Source organism: Streptomyces sp. NPDC059454 (assembly GCF_042749965.1).
GTDB lineage: Bacteria > Actinomycetota > Actinomycetes > Streptomycetales > Streptomycetaceae > Streptomyces.
Genome location: NZ_JBHYVC010000008.1, coordinates 1 through 12,766, shown reverse-complemented (window position 1 = coordinate 12,766; position 12,766 = coordinate 1). Strand labels below are relative to the sequence as shown.

At 70.0% G+C, this 12,766-nt stretch carries 19 protein-coding genes and 1 pseudogene; 8 read left to right on the top strand and 12 right to left on the bottom strand.

All coding sequences use genetic code 11. The features are described from left to right. Positions 1-82: 82 nt before the first annotated feature. From ACFXAE_RS07880 to ACFXAE_RS07860, 5 genes are all read left to right on the top strand, one after another. Entirely contained in the window at positions 83-595 is a 513-nt protein-coding gene (locus ACFXAE_RS07880) for a DUF5994 family protein (RefSeq protein WP_384709672.1), read from the top strand. A 125-nt stretch (positions 596-720) separates the two neighbouring features. Beyond that, positions 721-1,914: a PP2C family protein-serine/threonine phosphatase gene (locus tag ACFXAE_RS07875; protein ID WP_384709669.1), complete on the top strand. Its 1,194-nt coding sequence runs from the start codon at positions 721-723 to the stop codon at positions 1,912-1,914. 173 nt (positions 1,915-2,087) lie between these two features. Beyond that, complete coding sequence (locus tag ACFXAE_RS07870; protein WP_384709666.1) at positions 2,088-2,792, top strand: DUF5994 family protein; 705 nt, start codon at positions 2,088-2,090, stop codon at positions 2,790-2,792. Between the two features lie 10 nt (positions 2,793-2,802). Then, positions 2,803-3,102: a hypothetical protein gene (locus ACFXAE_RS07865; protein WP_384709663.1), complete on the top strand. Its 300-nt coding sequence runs from the start codon at positions 2,803-2,805 to the stop codon at positions 3,100-3,102. A gap of 19 nt (positions 3,103-3,121) precedes the next feature. Continuing rightward, complete coding sequence (locus ACFXAE_RS07860) at positions 3,122-3,508, top strand: STAS domain-containing protein (RefSeq protein WP_384709660.1); 387 nt, start codon at positions 3,122-3,124, stop codon at positions 3,506-3,508. Here the strand turns inward: ACFXAE_RS07860 and ACFXAE_RS07855 are convergent. The 6 genes from ACFXAE_RS07855 to ACFXAE_RS07830 all read right to left on the bottom strand — a co-directional run bounded on the left by ACFXAE_RS07855 (position 3,481) and on the right by ACFXAE_RS07830 (position 6,204). Continuing rightward, positions 3,481-3,627, bottom strand: a complete 147-nt coding sequence (locus ACFXAE_RS07855; protein WP_384709657.1) for a hypothetical protein — start codon at positions 3,625-3,627, stop codon at positions 3,481-3,483. The two genes, ACFXAE_RS07860 and ACFXAE_RS07855, sit on opposite strands and share 28 nt — an antisense overlap. Positions 3,628-3,763: 136 nt before the next feature. Beyond that, positions 3,764-4,357, bottom strand: a complete 594-nt coding sequence (gene amaP, locus ACFXAE_RS07850) for an alkaline shock response membrane anchor protein AmaP (RefSeq protein ID WP_384709654.1) — start codon at positions 4,355-4,357, stop codon at positions 3,764-3,766. Positions 4,358-4,368: 11 nt separating this feature from the next. Continuing rightward, the gene (locus ACFXAE_RS07845; RefSeq protein WP_384709651.1) at positions 4,369-5,067 is read right to left on the bottom strand and encodes a DUF6286 domain-containing protein; all 699 of its coding nucleotides are present in this window, start codon (positions 5,065-5,067) and stop codon (positions 4,369-4,371) included. Next, the gene (locus ACFXAE_RS07840) at positions 5,064-5,510 is read right to left on the bottom strand and encodes an Asp23/Gls24 family envelope stress response protein (RefSeq protein ID WP_384709648.1); all 447 of its coding nucleotides are present in this window, start codon (positions 5,508-5,510) and stop codon (positions 5,064-5,066) included. The genes ACFXAE_RS07845 and ACFXAE_RS07840 overlap by 4 nt, the downstream gene beginning before the upstream one ends. Beyond that, positions 5,507-5,734 (bottom strand): hypothetical protein, encoded by a 228-nt coding sequence (locus ACFXAE_RS07835; protein ID WP_009321523.1) that lies wholly within the window; start codon positions 5,732-5,734, stop codon positions 5,507-5,509. Before ACFXAE_RS07835 ends, ACFXAE_RS07840 begins: the two co-directional genes overlap by 4 nt. 38 nt (positions 5,735-5,772) lie before the next feature. Then, positions 5,773-6,204 carry an Asp23/Gls24 family envelope stress response protein gene (locus tag ACFXAE_RS07830; protein WP_384709644.1) on the bottom strand — a complete coding sequence of 144 codons (432 nt, stop codon included), beginning with the start codon at positions 6,202-6,204 and terminating at the stop codon, positions 5,773-5,775. A gap of 133 nt (positions 6,205-6,337) precedes the next feature. On the opposite strand from ACFXAE_RS07830, the gene ACFXAE_RS07825 reads away from it, so the two are divergent. Together ACFXAE_RS07825 and ACFXAE_RS07820 are read left to right on the top strand one after the other, a co-directional pair. Next, positions 6,338-7,129: a hypothetical protein gene (locus ACFXAE_RS07825; RefSeq protein WP_384709641.1), complete on the top strand. Its 792-nt coding sequence runs from the start codon at positions 6,338-6,340 to the stop codon at positions 7,127-7,129. Between the two features lie 314 nt (positions 7,130-7,443). Beyond that, positions 7,444-8,487: a fatty acid desaturase family protein gene (locus ACFXAE_RS07820; protein ID WP_384709638.1), complete on the top strand. Its 1,044-nt coding sequence runs from the start codon at positions 7,444-7,446 to the stop codon at positions 8,485-8,487. Between the two features lie 155 nt (positions 8,488-8,642). Here ACFXAE_RS07820 and ACFXAE_RS07815 read toward each other — a convergent pair whose 3' ends face one another. From ACFXAE_RS07815 to ACFXAE_RS07805, 3 genes are all read right to left on the bottom strand, one after another. Continuing rightward, complete coding sequence (locus ACFXAE_RS07815) at positions 8,643-9,125, bottom strand: DUF5994 family protein (RefSeq protein ID WP_384709635.1); 483 nt, start codon at positions 9,123-9,125, stop codon at positions 8,643-8,645. 464 nt (positions 9,126-9,589) lie between these two features. Beyond that, positions 9,590-9,940 carry a helix-turn-helix domain-containing protein gene (locus tag ACFXAE_RS07810; RefSeq protein ID WP_048457433.1) on the bottom strand — a complete coding sequence of 117 codons (351 nt, stop codon included), beginning with the start codon at positions 9,938-9,940 and terminating at the stop codon, positions 9,590-9,592. 10 nt (positions 9,941-9,950) lie between these two features. After that, positions 9,951-10,310, bottom strand: coding sequence for a type II toxin-antitoxin system RelE/ParE family toxin (locus ACFXAE_RS07805; RefSeq protein ID WP_048457500.1), 360 nt, complete (start codon positions 10,308-10,310; stop codon positions 9,951-9,953). Positions 10,311-10,411: 101 nt separating this feature from the next. Here ACFXAE_RS07805 and ACFXAE_RS07800 point away from each other — a divergent pair. Then, a pseudogene (locus ACFXAE_RS07800) lies at positions 10,412-10,627 on the top strand (cold-shock protein); the annotation flags it as partial. A gap of 273 nt (positions 10,628-10,900) precedes the next feature. Here ACFXAE_RS07800 and ACFXAE_RS07795 read toward each other — a convergent pair. The 3 genes from ACFXAE_RS07795 to ACFXAE_RS07785 all read right to left on the bottom strand — a co-directional run bounded on the left by ACFXAE_RS07795 (position 10,901) and on the right by ACFXAE_RS07785 (position 12,327). After that, positions 10,901-11,368: a type II toxin-antitoxin system VapC family toxin gene (locus ACFXAE_RS07795; RefSeq protein ID WP_384709631.1), complete on the bottom strand. Its 468-nt coding sequence runs from the start codon at positions 11,366-11,368 to the stop codon at positions 10,901-10,903. Beyond that, positions 11,358-11,627 (bottom strand): type II toxin-antitoxin system Phd/YefM family antitoxin, encoded by a 270-nt coding sequence (locus ACFXAE_RS07790; RefSeq protein ID WP_030822025.1) that lies wholly within the window; start codon positions 11,625-11,627, stop codon positions 11,358-11,360. The genes ACFXAE_RS07795 and ACFXAE_RS07790 overlap by 11 nt, the downstream gene beginning before the upstream one ends. A 433-nt stretch (positions 11,628-12,060) precedes the next feature. Next, a complete protein-coding gene (locus tag ACFXAE_RS07785; RefSeq protein ID WP_384709628.1) occupies positions 12,061-12,327 on the bottom strand; it encodes a hypothetical protein in 267 nt (88 codons plus the stop codon). Between the last annotated feature and the right edge of the window lie 439 nt (positions 12,328-12,766).

Here is a 12,766-nt window from a genome sequence, read left to right as displayed (position 1 = left end):
TCGGGCGCACGACCACGGCGGCGCCGTTCCCGGCGAGTAACAGACACGGGCAGCCGGAAACCGCCCGGATCGGGATCGCACGATGAACGCCATCACCAAGCCCGCCGAAGGTACGGCCCCGGGTGACGGACACTCCTACCGGATGCCCTTGCCCCGGCTGCGCCTCACGCCGGATGTCAGCCATGGTCCGCTGGACGGCGCATGGTGGCCGCGCTGCGACGCACTGGAACTGGAGCTGCCCGCGCTGGTCGGCTCCTTGGATCCGAGCATCGGCACCGTCACGCGCGTGACCGTGGGGACCGCCGCCTGGCCCGATGCCCCGCAGGAGCTGATGGCACCGGGGCATGTGATCGAGGTGGCCCTGAGCGACGGGGCCGCTGAGACGCATGCCATCACCGTGGACTGCGGCACCGTGGGGCGCTGGGAACTGCTCGTGGTCCCACCGGACGAACCGGCCGGAACGGCAGCCCTGCTGCTGACCGCCGCCTCCGACCCCGAGAACCCCTTGTCGGCCCCGCGCCTGCTGGCACTCGCCGAGAGCGGCCTCGACGGACAGGACACATGGGAGTCGGAAGGAGGAGCCGGACTCAGGTAAGCGGTCCGACCCGGCCTGCCACGCGTGCCCGGCGGGCCCCCGGGCGTCCACGACCCCTTGATGGAGCCATGGCACCGACAGATCCTTTGTCATACCGGCCCGCCCTGACCATGGCGGGTGAGGGGATGACGGCAGGACGGCGCGCGGACCGCTCCGAGAGCTTCGGGGAAGCTCTCCTCGGAGAGATCCTCGACAGCGCGCACGAATTGCCGCCCCATCTCATCGGGCCCCTGGTCGCCGACGTGGTGGAGCGGCTCGGTGGCCGCCGACCGCAGGTGCTGTTGCAGGACTACGGCCAGCTGCTGCTCGTACCGCTGCCCGGTGAGGGCCTCACGGGCGGGGAACCTCAGGTGATCGACGACTCCGAGGCGGGCCGCTGCTTCCTCGACGCGGTCCCCGTGGAGGTGCGCCAGGAGGACGGCGTCCGGGTCCACCTGCCCCTGCTGGACGGCGGTGACCAGGTGGGGGTCATGGCGGTGACGCTGGACGGCGTCGACGACCACGACCGCCGCCTGCTGCTCAGAATCTCCGGCCTGGTGGCCGACCTGCTGGTGACCAAGCACGGCTACTCCGACCTGTTCTTCGGTGTCCGACGCGGCGAGGCGATGAGCGTCGCCGCGGAGATCCAGTGGTCCCTGCTGCCACCGCTGGCGATGATCATGCCTCGGGTCGCCGTGGCCGGGATCCTGGAACCCGCCTACGACGTGGGCGGCGACAGCTTCGACTACGCGCTCAACGGCGACGTCCTCCACGTGACCATGATCGACGCGATGGGCCACGGACTGGACGCGGCCACGATGGCCACCGTGGCCATCGGCTCCTACCGCCACGCCCGCCGCGCCGGCATCGGACTGCCGGAGATCTACGACTTCATGGACCGCGCCGTGGCAGAGCAGTTCGGTCCCGAGCACTTCGTCACCGCGCAGATGATGCAGCTGGACACGACGACGGGACGGGTGCGGTGGATCAACGCAGGGCACCCGCCGCCGATCCTCGTCCGCGACCACCGCGTCGCACAGCGTCTGGTCGCCCCGACGACCCTTCCCGTCGGCCTGGGTGGTTCGGTGCCCCGGATCGGCGAGCTGGGGCTGGTGCGCGGGGACCGCATCCTCTGTTTCACCGACGGAGTGGTCGAGGAGCACAAGAGCGGCAGGGAGGAGTTCGGGGAGGACCAGCTGATCGACTGCGTGAACCGACTGGAGAGGACCGGGCGCGGCATCCGGGCGGTGACGCGATCCCTGTCCCACGCGCTCAAGCAGGCGAGGGGCGGGCGGACCAGCGATGACGCGACCCTGCTCATGGTGGAGTGGCGCGGCTGACCTCTCGCCCCCGCCGTCCGACACCGTTGTGCCGGCCGCGCCCGGCGGCGACGGCCCTTCAGCCCGAAAAACGGGAACTCCCGGCACGTGCTGAGGCACTGCCGGGAGATCATCCGGCCAGTACTCCACTCCGTGTGGCCGCTGCTCCGCGCCGCAACGAAACGCGGAGTAGTGTGGACAGTACCGAGGGCATCTCGCACACCGGCTTCCACGCCGGGTCGTCCCTGGCGAAAGATGAAACCCGGGCCGCCGCAGATGCGGCCCGGAGACGGGTCCGCATCATGTCGGCGACCTTGCTTCCGACTCTGCCGCACGCCGAGCCCGTAGCAGTCCCGGCCGCGCGTCTCGCACTGAGGACCGACGGCACCTCCCGGGGACTCCTGGACGGAGCCTGGTGGCCCCGGTCCTGGGATCTGCTGAGCGAACTGCCGGCGCTCACGGACGTGTTGGATCCCCTGTGGGGCCGCATCACCCGCATCGCCGTCAACCCGGAGCACTGGCCGGTCATCCCCCGCAGAATTCCCGTGGACGGGCACATCGTCAAGGTCGGCTGGTTCACCCCGGAGATCGACCCGCACAAGCTGCTGCTGCTCTCCTACGGCACCGGCCGCTGGGATCTCCTCATCGTTCCGCCCGAGACCGGGGCGGAGTCGGCGGCCCGGCTGATGGCTGCCGCGTCCGAGTACGACGGCCCGCCCCTGACCGCGAGCGCGCTCATCGCCGCGGACGAGGCCCGGCACGGCGTCTTGGCGGCCGGCCGGTCACTGGGCCCGGACGAGGCATGGGAGTACGAGGGCGGCGCCTCCGCGGTGTCCGTAGCCGTTCCCCGACAGACCGGCCTGCCCGGCCGGGCCGGCCGACTGATCATCGGTATGTGAGGTGGCCGCCATGAACGTCTTCCTGACAGCCGCCGCCTTCCTGGTCCTCGTCGCAGTGGCGGCGTACGTGATCCACCGGCTCAACCTCCAGCACGCCGACAGGATCGCCGCGTACCGGTACAGCGCACCCCGACCCGGCCGCCGCGGCCGCCGCGTGCCGCAGCCGTACCACGCACCATGGGTGATCATCCGGTCGCCCGGCCGCGCCTCGGAACCGTCGGCTCGGTCCGCGGCGACGCGTGCCCGGGGCGTACACCCGGGCCCCGGACCGGGCGGGGAGCGGCCGGGACCCGCGGACCGAGGCATCTGAGCATCCGAACCGAGGCGTCATGACTCCTCCACAGCTGAACATCTACCGGCACGACCGGGACAGGCGGGCGCTGGTCACCCTGGCCGGCGTGATCGATCCCGCCACCGCGCCCCAGGTGCGCGCCGTTCTGGAGCGGTGCCTGCGGGACGGCATCACCCTCATCGACGTCGATCTGACCACCGTCGACCGCTGTGACAGCAGCGGCCTGCGCGTCTTCCTCGACGTGTCACGGCACGCCGCCGAGACCCACGCGTCCCTGCGGCTGCACCACCCCTCCCCGCAGACCGAGCGACTGCTCATGGACACGGGCTCCGACCGTCTGCTCCGTGCGACGAGGCCGGGAGGAGCGCGGCCTCAGCGGGCCGGGCGCCGAGGAGATCACCACACGGAGCGGGCCGCCAGGTAGAGCAGATCGGCGATGAGGAGCAGTACACCGGCGGAGGACAGATAGAGCATGCCGTCGACGCCCGCCCCGATGGCGATCAGAGCAATTCCGGCGACGAGCAGGGTCAGGAAGAGGACCATGGCGGGATGCCTCCCTTGAGGGAAACCGCGGCGTGGATGGCTCCGGGGCAGTCGTGAAGACCTGCGCTGCGGGCCAGGTCTCCCTCTCCCTCGGAGGGGCTGACCGGGTCCCCCGTCGGGAGTCCGGCCCCGGGGATCAGTCGGCGCGTCGTGCGTGGTGGCGGACTTCTTTGAGTCGGACCTTCGAGGGGAGGCTGTCCAGGCCGGCCGAGTCCCGCGCGTGCGCGAGTGTTTCCCGGCTCAGTCGCCCCAGCGTCCGCGCCGGATCGGCGTGCGGCTCCAGCACCAGCCGTACGCGCGCGGCCGGAGCGGTGCTTCGGCCCGTCAGTCGTACATGAGCCCGTGCGACCCCGTCCAGGTCCCGCGCCTCTGCCTCGATCACGTCCTCCAGTGCACGGCCGTCGAGCCGGGCCGCCGCGCCGTCCCCGCTTCCGACGAGGACGCCGCCCAGGCGGTGCCTGCGCTGGGCGAGGAGCCACCACAACAGCAGGACCAGCAGCACGGCGAGCGCCGCGATGACGCTCGGCCACCACCAGCCTTCCTCCCGCCACCGGGTGCGTCCCTCGGTGCCCAGCACCACGTCGTCGGGCCCGCGGAAGGGCCACCAGCCCGGCATGCCGAAGTCCCAGCGGCGCGGCAGGTCCAGCCCGCCCAGCAGCACACCGCCGCCCAGGGCGAACAGTCCGAGACCGAGAAGCCCCAGCAGCACCCGGTTCACCGTCCTGAGCATCGGGGATCACCTCAGCCCTTCTTCGGGCGCCGGACGCGCACGGTCAGCGTGGGCTGCCGGGCGAGACCCAGGAACGTCACGGCTTCGCCCAGCGTGGCGTCCAGGTCCGCGCGGACCTCCTCGAGATCGCGGAAATGAGCGCGCGCCCGGGCCTTGACCTTCCGGCGGCCGACGGAGACCTGTGCCGACTGGACACCGGGCACCCGCACGGCCCGGTCACGCAGAACCAGGCCGGCCGCGCGGCGGTCGAGCCCGGCGCGCATCTCCCTTTTCCCGGGGATGCCGACGGGCTGCCGCATGGGCAGCAGCCTGCGCAGTCCCGGCGTCACCGCCAGCAGGAAAAGCCACAGGCCGAGGGCCATCGCGACCGCGGCCCCGACGATCATCCAGACGTCGTCCAGTGGTCGGGTGGCCAGTTCCTCGGCGAGCCGCCGCCGCCAGCGCATCGCGGGCCGGCCCGCCCGGGCAGAGACCACGTCGTACAGGAGCAGTCCGGTGACCGCGGCGGTCAACAGGGCCACCAAGACCGCGGGAACCCGCCGCGTCGACCGGAAACGGCGCACCCGCCGGTCCGATGCCTCGACCGCCCGTGTCGAGTCGGCTGTCGTCGAGTCCTTGCCCCGGCTGCCGTCCGCGGGCGGGTCCGCCTTTCCGAGTCCGGGGGAAAGGTCGCTGTCACCGGCCGGCCGCCGACGGGTGTTCGCGCTCATCTCACCCTCTCCTCGCCCGCATGCCGCGTATGCGCCGAGTGCAGTCGCCCGACCGACACCACGAGATGTGACACGTCCATACCGGACCATGCCCTGAGCCGTTCGGTGACCTCCCTGCGCACGGCGGCGCACTGTGCCCCGATGTCGGACGGATAGCCGAGCTCGACGGTGATGCGCAGCCGTGCCTCGCCGACCGCCGCCTGCCGTCCAGTGGCGGACTCGTCGTCCCGTCCTGCGGTCTGCCGCTCCGATGCCCGCCGCACAGACGTAGTCACGTGGGGCGTCCGGCGGCCCGGTGGTACGTGGCCGACCGACTCGGGGAACCGGCTCAGCGCCTCGCGCGCCACGTGGGAAGCGATCTTCGCGACGACCCGGTCGGCGACGGCGATCGCTCCGCGCTCCCCGCCGGCAGTGCCCGGACGCCGATCGGCTTCACCGGTCACTGCCGCCAGTCTCCCCGAACCCGTCGCCGGTCATCGCGGATCCGCTCCTGCCGGTCCCGGCGGCGGACGAAGTCGCCCGGTTCGAGATCGCCTTCCATGAACCGCCCGACCACGAGACCGACGGCGCCCAGCCCGAGAACCAGCAGGAACGCCCAGAAGTCACCGAAATACGCGGCGAAACCCAGCGCCATCCCGGCCATCAGGCCCACCACGGCTCTGCTCATCACACGCTCCTTCGCTCACGCGGGCTGCTGCGCCCCGGTTACTGGATCCGCTGCCGCTCTTCTCCTTCGTCCTCCTCGTCGGGGAGCTTCACATCGCTGACCGTGATGTTGACTTCGACGACTTCGCGATCCGCCATCCGCTCCACCGCGGAGATCACGCTCTCCCTCACCTCACCGGCCACGTCCGTGATCGAGACGCCGTAGTCGACGACGATCTCCAGGTCGATGGCCGCCTGCAGCTCTCCGACCTCGACGCTGACCCCGCGTGTGACGGACTTGCCGCTGCCGGCGCCGGGCATCCGCTCCCGCATGGTCCCCATCGAGCGGGCGAAACCGCCGCCCAGGGCATGGACGCCGGGCACGTCCCGTGCCGCCATTCCGGCGATCTTCTCCACCACCACATCGGCGACCGTCGTCCGGCCACGAGAAGCGGGAGCGTCACTGCGCCTTGCGCCGGTGATCTCGGTCATCGGGATATTCCTCCCTCAGAGGGCCACCTGAACCTCATTTCTACTATTATATTCGCTTTAGGGAACATTGTCGGATGTGAACACTGCGAGGCGCGAGGGTCGGACAAGTCGCCCGGAAGAGGGTGAGAGGCCGGTGAAGACCGAAGCAGGGACGCAGGCGGTACGGCACCGGTTCGGCCAGGGGCGGCTGCTCCCGCTGGGCGGGCCCGCCGACGGGACATGGATCACCGAGCAAGCGGCCGTCCAGGCCCTCGGGCGGGCCGCGAACGAGATCCCCGGGGTGCGGCTGGAGTCTCTGCGCATCGGGCCGGCGCCGCTCGAAACCGTGTCCGAGCCGGCCGTCCGTCCGCCGGCCGGCGCGATGCCGCCGGGCCCGCTCAGGATCGAAGCCGCCTTTTCGGCGTCACTCGGGGAGCCACTGCCCGAAACCGCCGACCAGTTGAGGAGCAGACTGCTGGACGCGGCCGCTCGCCGGCTCGGCCTGGCCACCGTGGCAGCCGACCTGCGCGTCACGGATCTCCACGAGGTCCCGCGGACAGATACGAAGGCGCGGACCGCTGCGAGATCCATGACGCTCACGCCGCACAGCACAGCCGCAGCAACGACCGCAGCCGCACGGAGCTCGCTCCCCGTGACCGGAGCGGGCTCCCCGCGAGGGCCCGTCGGGGATCTGGCGGACGTCGCAACGGGTGTTCCGGGCGTCGCCGGCCTCACCACCGTGCTGGGGCTGGGGAGCCGCCCGGTCAAGATGGAGGACCATGCCGACCCACCCGGCCGGCGTGTCGAGGTCCACCTCGCGGTCGCCCTCGGACACCATCCCCTGGAAGTCGCGCGCGCCGTCCGGGCCGCCGTGGCCGACGCGGCGGCCACCGACGCCCCGGGCCCGGTCACCGTTGCCGTCCTCATCACCGAGACCGCGGCTTGACCGGCCAGGCGTCGGGCACTCATCAGCCATCAGCGGATCCGCCTCACCGGCCGGAGTCGGTTCCGCCGACATGCACGCGGACCGCTCCGAAGGCCCCGTCCGACACGGTGTGAGACACCCGCGGCAGGGTACCCGCGAGAAACAGAGGGCCTGCGCAGCAGCCGCTGACGGACGAAGCAGACGCCTCCCAGCTCCGTGGCCGCGTGATGTGTCCGCAACCACGGAGGACGAAAGGCCCTGCCTGCGGCCCGCTCCCAGCGGCTCCCGCGGCGGCGCCGAGCCAACCGGCCTTCTTCGGAGAGAGTTTCACCATCATGAGCAGTGACACCACGGTCCGCCCCCCGCCCTCGGAGACGTCCGGAAGTGACTTCGCCCGCCTGTCGAGAAAGATCGCCGCCGCCGGGCTGCTGGAGCGCCGTCCCGGCTACTACGCGCTGCGGACCACGGTGGTGGCCGGGCTCTACGTCAGTGGGTGGGCCGCCGTCGCGCTCATCGGCGACAGTTGGTGGACTCTGGCGGTCGCCGCCTTCCTCGGCGTCGTGTTCGGCCAGGTCGCCCTGCTCGCCCATGACGCGGCGCACCGCCAGGTGTTCCGCCGACGCCGGGCCAGCGAGGTGTCCGGACGGATCGCCGGTGCCGGTATCGGGATGGGCTACGGCTGGTGGCAGGACAAGCACACCCGCCACCACGCCAACCCCAACCACGAGGAACTCGACCCCGACCTCGACCCCGACCTGCTGGTCTGGTCCCAGGACCAGGCGCGGGCCGCCAAGGGGCTCCCCCGCCTGATCGGCCGCTGGCAGGCGTTCCTGTTCTTCCCGCTCCTCACCCTGGAGGGCTTCAACCTGCACGTGTCGAGCGTGAAGGCACTGGCCAATCGTTCGCTCAAGCACCGCACGCTCGACGGCGTCCTGCTGTTCACGCACTTCGTGCTCTACCTGACCGTGCTGCTGTGGCTGCTGCCGCCCGGCATGGCGATCGCCTTCCTCGCCGTCCACCAGTGCCTGTTCGGCGTCTACCTGGGCTCCCTCTTCGCGCCCAACCACAAGGGCATGCCGATCCTGACAGGCGAGGACCGCCCGGACTTCCTCCGTCGCCAGGTGCTCACCTCACGCAACGTGCGCGGCGGCAGGCTCACCGACATCGCACTGGGCGGGCTGAACCACCAGATCGAGCACCACCTGTTCCCCAGCATGCCCAGCCCCAACCTGCGCAGGGCCCGGACCATCGTGCGGCGCCACTGCCAGGAACTGGGTGTGGACTACGTGGAAACCGGGTTGATCGCCTCCTACCGGTTGGCCCTCGCCAGTCTCCACCGTGCCGGAGCACCGCTCCGGCACGCACGTGTCCCCATCTGAGAGACCTGCCGGAGCCGTCGGAGGCCGTGATGTGGTCACCGTCGACACGCCCCGGTCCGCGCGGAGCACCGAGAAGAGCACGACGGCTGCAGTGGCGCGGCTGACCTCGCCCCGCCGTCCGACACCGTTGCGCCGTCGAGCCCGGCGGTGACCCGTCAGTCCGACGAACCGCGCCCGCTCCCGGTGTCGATGAGGATCTGTTCCGCCTGGCTGATGTTGTCCGCCCGGACCGCCTGGGTCATCGCGGTGCGGGCGGCGTCCGGTGCCGCGTCCGGCGGGACCACCAGGAACGAGAAGATGTCCCGGTCACCCCGGGTGATCAGGACCGTGTCGTCACCGACCGGGAAGGAATCGATGTGCACCACGCGGTCGTCCACGAGGATGCGCGTCGGGAGACCTTCCCAAGCTGCGGTGTCCAGCCCCACGCGGGTCACGGGGCCGAGGTGGGCGATGAGGGCACTCAGCAGCGCGGGCAGCTCGGCGCCCATGTCACGCGAGCGCGGCCACCACGCGCCATCGAGGACACCTTCACGTGATGCGGTCGTCTCCAGCCGGAGAAGCGCACAACCCGGCCGCACGGCCTCGTGGACACCGCTGGGCAGACACCGGGGAACAGGAGGTGTATCCGAGCTGGTCATGAGGACCACCCGTCTGTAGGGCAGGTGCGACAACGGGACCGCCTCGCACCTGCCACGCTACTCCTGGTGCCACGCGCACCGGCGTCTCCGAAACCGCCCTCTGTCGACCGGCCCCAGCCGGAACGGATCCAGCACACATGAGGCCAAGAAACCTCGTGAACACACGAGAACCACGGAGGAGTGTTTTCCCAGGCCAGGCGACCTGAAGCGAGCTTTTCCGCAGGTCGCGGGCCCGTTCGGAGAAAACTCCTCAAGCGGGTGTCGCAGGTTCGAATCCTGCCGGGGGCACAGGACACAGGGCCGACTCAGGAGGGGTTTCCTCCCGGGTCGGCCCTTCGTCGTGTCCAGGCGCCGGGCCCCTCACCCAGTCCGGTACGGGTCGGAGCGGGGGTGGCCAGGGGAAAGCCTGACCTTCCTGCACTCTGGGTGCTCACGGTCTCACCAGAGCCACCACCCGAAAACGACTACGCCGCCGCACTGCCCTGGTTGCCACTGGCCGGCATGCGTAGGGTGTGGTCGCCGAAGTCCGCGACCAGATCCAGCCTCCCGCCGAGCGCCTCCACGTAGCGGGCGATGACATCCAGGGTGGCGCCCTCGCCGTGTTCGATCTGGGAGATCCGGGCGACGCTGACTCCCATCCGTGTCGCCACATCCCGCTGGGCCAACCCTGACTGCTTGCGTGCCTCGGCGAGCTGGTGGCCACGTGCCTCGGCGAGAAGCCGGCGAGACCCTGCCTCCACCTCGGCGGGCTCCGCACCGGCCGCGTACAGCTCCTGCTCCAGGACTTCCCAGTCCTGCGCAGCCTTCTTGGACATGGCTACTCCCTCAGTCCTCGTCGCCGACGTAATCGTGGTAGAGCTGCTCGGCCAGCGGAATGCTGTCGCGGTACCAGCGATCCCAGTTTCCGGCCTTGTCACCGCCCAGGAGCAGCAGGGCCGAGCGAGTCGGATCAAAGGCGAAGATGATCCGGATTTCGGAGCGCCCGCCCGATCCCGGCCTCAGCTCTTTCAGATGATGCAGTTCCGATCCCTTCAGCCGGTCCACAAGAGGACGTCCCAAGGTCGGCCCCGCCTCGCGCAGGGCGGCCACAGCCTGCGCAACCTGGGAGGCCGAACTCAGATCTTCCTTGATCAGAAGCCTGAACCACTCCGCGTACTCATCGGTGACCTTGATCGCCCAGCTCAAGACGACTCCCTCCGACACCAGCACCGACTTTAAGGTTTTCCTTAAGTGTCGGCAAGCATCGATGGTCCGTCGTCACAGATGGGTCCCGCAGGGTCCCACTCATGGTGACTGCGACCGTCCGCGAGTGGAGCGACGAGGAAGGGCGGGGCGTGCTCGACTCCCCCGAGACCCCCGGTGGCTGCTTCGCCCACTACTCCGACATCCAGACGACCGGCTTCCGCACCCTGTCGCCCGGGCAACAGGTCGATCTCATACGGGAAGCCCCCGACTTCAAGCAGGATGGATACGACTACCGCGCGGTGAGCGTCGCGCCCCGGTCCGTCCGACATCCACACCCGACATCAACGACAGCGCACCACCACGGCCCCCAGTGGTCCGCCGTGTCACCGCACCCTTCACCAGGGCCTGCGGCGACGCCCCGCCGATCGAACTCTCAAGCGGGTGCCGCAGGTTCGAATCCTGCCGGGGAACAGCGAGAAGGGCCGGCCCGGGAGGGGTTTCCTCCCGGGCGGGCCCTTCCGCGTGATCGCGTCCATGCCATGTTCGCACTACGAAGTCCGTCGCGGTCCCACCGACCCGGCGTCCTGGTATCAGCCTTCGTGGGGCACCCTCGGGCGGGTGACCGGCACGACAGTGAGGAGGTCGTCCAGCCCTTTGAAGTCGTCGGGGTTGGTGGTGAAGAGGGGAAGGTCCTCAGCCACGGCGATGGCAGCGATCATCAGGTCGGCCACCCGGCGGCGTGGCTTGCGGCCGACGCTGATCACTGCGGCACAGATACGGCCGTAGATGCGGGCCGCTTCGGCATCGAAGGGGATGGGGTCGAACTCGTTCTCGGCGCGTTGCAGGACGTCGAGCCTGCGGGCACGTTCGGCGTGTTCGTCGTAACTGCTCTGTTCGTCGTTGCGACGGACCTCGTGCGGACCGGCGGACAACTCGGCCAGGGTGATGGCGGTGATCGCCATTTCGTCCGGTAGCTCCTCGGGGGCCACCCAGCGGCGCAGAATCATGATGTTGGTGTCGAGGAGGCCCTGCTGACGCGTCGAGCGGTCAGCGGTCATAGGGATCGTCCGGGTAGGTGTCGGCCGTGGCGTCCTGATCGGCGCGGAACCTGTCAAGGTCGATGCCGGGGGCGGTCCTGGACATCGCGGCGAACTCCTGGCGGGAGACGAACCGACGGCGTCGACGCAGCGGGACGAGCTGGCCGATCGGATGTCCGTCGCGGGTGACGGTGAACGACTGGCCGCCCTGTACGGCATCCATGATCTCTCGGGACCGGCTGCGCAGATCCCGTTGGGTAATTTCGGGCTGAACGCTCATACCGACCAACGTAGCACCCGGTGCTACCAGGTGACACATGATGGCCGAAGGCTTGCGCCGACAAACCTTCGGCCGTAGCGGCCGGGTATGGCCTTCGCTGATCGATCCGGCTGGAGCTACGGATGAGAAGGCAGCTGACATCAACGACGCCGGACGGGGACACACCGGCGACTCCCGCTGGCCGTCGCGCCAGTTGGCGACAGCAGTCGGACCGCGCTCGGATCGAACTCCTCAAGCGGGTGTCGCAGGTTCGAATCCTGCCGGGGGCACCAGCGCAAAGGCTCCGGACCGATCACGGTCCGGAGCCTTCGGCATCCGCTTCTGACATCAACGCGGGCGGTCACCCTCGCCTGCACCCTCATCTGTTACCGCAGACTCGCCAAGGGTGGCTGGGGTGAGTGGTGGGAATTACCGGGTCGGCAGGCGGGCGCTATCAACCGGCAGCCAGTGAGGAGACCAGCACCGCCCCGCCTCCGAGGACGACCGACTGCACGATGCCAGGGATGCGCCATCCCAGGACGAGGAGGCCACCGCCTGTCAGTACTGCGCCGCCCCCAAGAAGCCACAACGCCTGCGCCGCCGCCCGCGACGCATTCGACGGTGCGACGCCGTCGCTTTCGTAGCTGTCGGCCCATCCCGCCATCCCCACGCCGTACACCGACCAAGCGATGAGCATGAAGTCGATGACGAGCAGCACCACGCCGACCCCGATCTGCCGGCCGGTTGACGGCTCATTCGCCCGCCTCATGCCCACTGCCGTCCCGTCTGCAGGTGACGCTTCACTAAGTGCATGCGATCAGCTTGATGTTGCAGCGGGCACTGCACATGAGTACAGGTACTCATGTGCGCCGTTCTCATCGGCACCAAGCCGGATCTGTCGCCTGTGCCCCAGTCGTGCCCGATCAAGCGGGGAGCCAGGGGCAACACCGGGCAGTCACGGTGGTCGAACTCGAGAAGGACCCCTGACCGAACATCCGGGTCAGGGGCCGTTCTCACTGCTCTCAGCCCGGAGGCGGTGGGATGTGAACCCACGGTGACATCGCTGCCGGGTCTGTATAGCAAACGGTGGAACTCGGTCGGATTTCTTCAGCGGCGTCCGGCGGTGAGCCGGCCGTCGAAGGTGATGTCGAAGGCTTGGA

Excerpts from the sequence above, each read along its gene's own strand:
- ACFXAE_RS07880 (WP_384709672.1), top strand. The coding sequence starts at position 83 with ATGAACGCCATCACCAAGCCCGCCGAAGGTACGGCCCCGGGTGACGGA.
- ACFXAE_RS07875 (WP_384709669.1), top strand. The coding sequence starts at position 721 with ATGACGGCAGGACGGCGCGCGGACCGCTCCGAGAGCTTCGGGGAAGCT.
- ACFXAE_RS07865 (WP_384709663.1), top strand. The coding sequence starts at position 2,803 with ATGAACGTCTTCCTGACAGCCGCCGCCTTCCTGGTCCTCGTCGCAGTG.
- ACFXAE_RS07860 (WP_384709660.1), top strand. The coding sequence starts at position 3,122 with ATGACTCCTCCACAGCTGAACATCTACCGGCACGACCGGGACAGGCGG.
- ACFXAE_RS07855 (WP_384709657.1), bottom strand. The coding sequence starts at position 3,627 with ATGGTCCTCTTCCTGACCCTGCTCGTCGCCGGAATTGCTCTGATCGCC.
- amaP (WP_384709654.1), bottom strand. The coding sequence starts at position 4,357 with ATGCTCAGGACGGTGAACCGGGTGCTGCTGGGGCTTCTCGGTCTCGGA.
- ACFXAE_RS07845 (WP_384709651.1), bottom strand. The coding sequence starts at position 5,067 with ATGAGCGCGAACACCCGTCGGCGGCCGGCCGGTGACAGCGACCTTTCC.
- ACFXAE_RS07835 (WP_009321523.1), bottom strand. The coding sequence starts at position 5,734 with ATGAGCAGAGCCGTGGTGGGCCTGATGGCCGGGATGGCGCTGGGTTTC.
- ACFXAE_RS07830 (WP_384709644.1), bottom strand. The coding sequence starts at position 6,204 with ATGACCGAGATCACCGGCGCAAGGCGCAGTGACGCTCCCGCTTCTCGT.
- ACFXAE_RS07820 (WP_384709638.1), top strand. The coding sequence starts at position 7,444 with ATGAGCAGTGACACCACGGTCCGCCCCCCGCCCTCGGAGACGTCCGGA.
- ACFXAE_RS07815 (WP_384709635.1), bottom strand. The coding sequence starts at position 9,125 with ATGACCAGCTCGGATACACCTCCTGTTCCCCGGTGTCTGCCCAGCGGT.
- ACFXAE_RS07810 (WP_048457433.1), bottom strand. The coding sequence starts at position 9,940 with ATGTCCAAGAAGGCTGCGCAGGACTGGGAAGTCCTGGAGCAGGAGCTG.
- ACFXAE_RS07795 (WP_384709631.1), bottom strand. The coding sequence starts at position 11,368 with ATGACCGCTGACCGCTCGACGCGTCAGCAGGGCCTCCTCGACACCAAC.
- ACFXAE_RS07790 (WP_030822025.1), bottom strand. The coding sequence starts at position 11,627 with ATGAGCGTTCAGCCCGAAATTACCCAACGGGATCTGCGCAGCCGGTCC.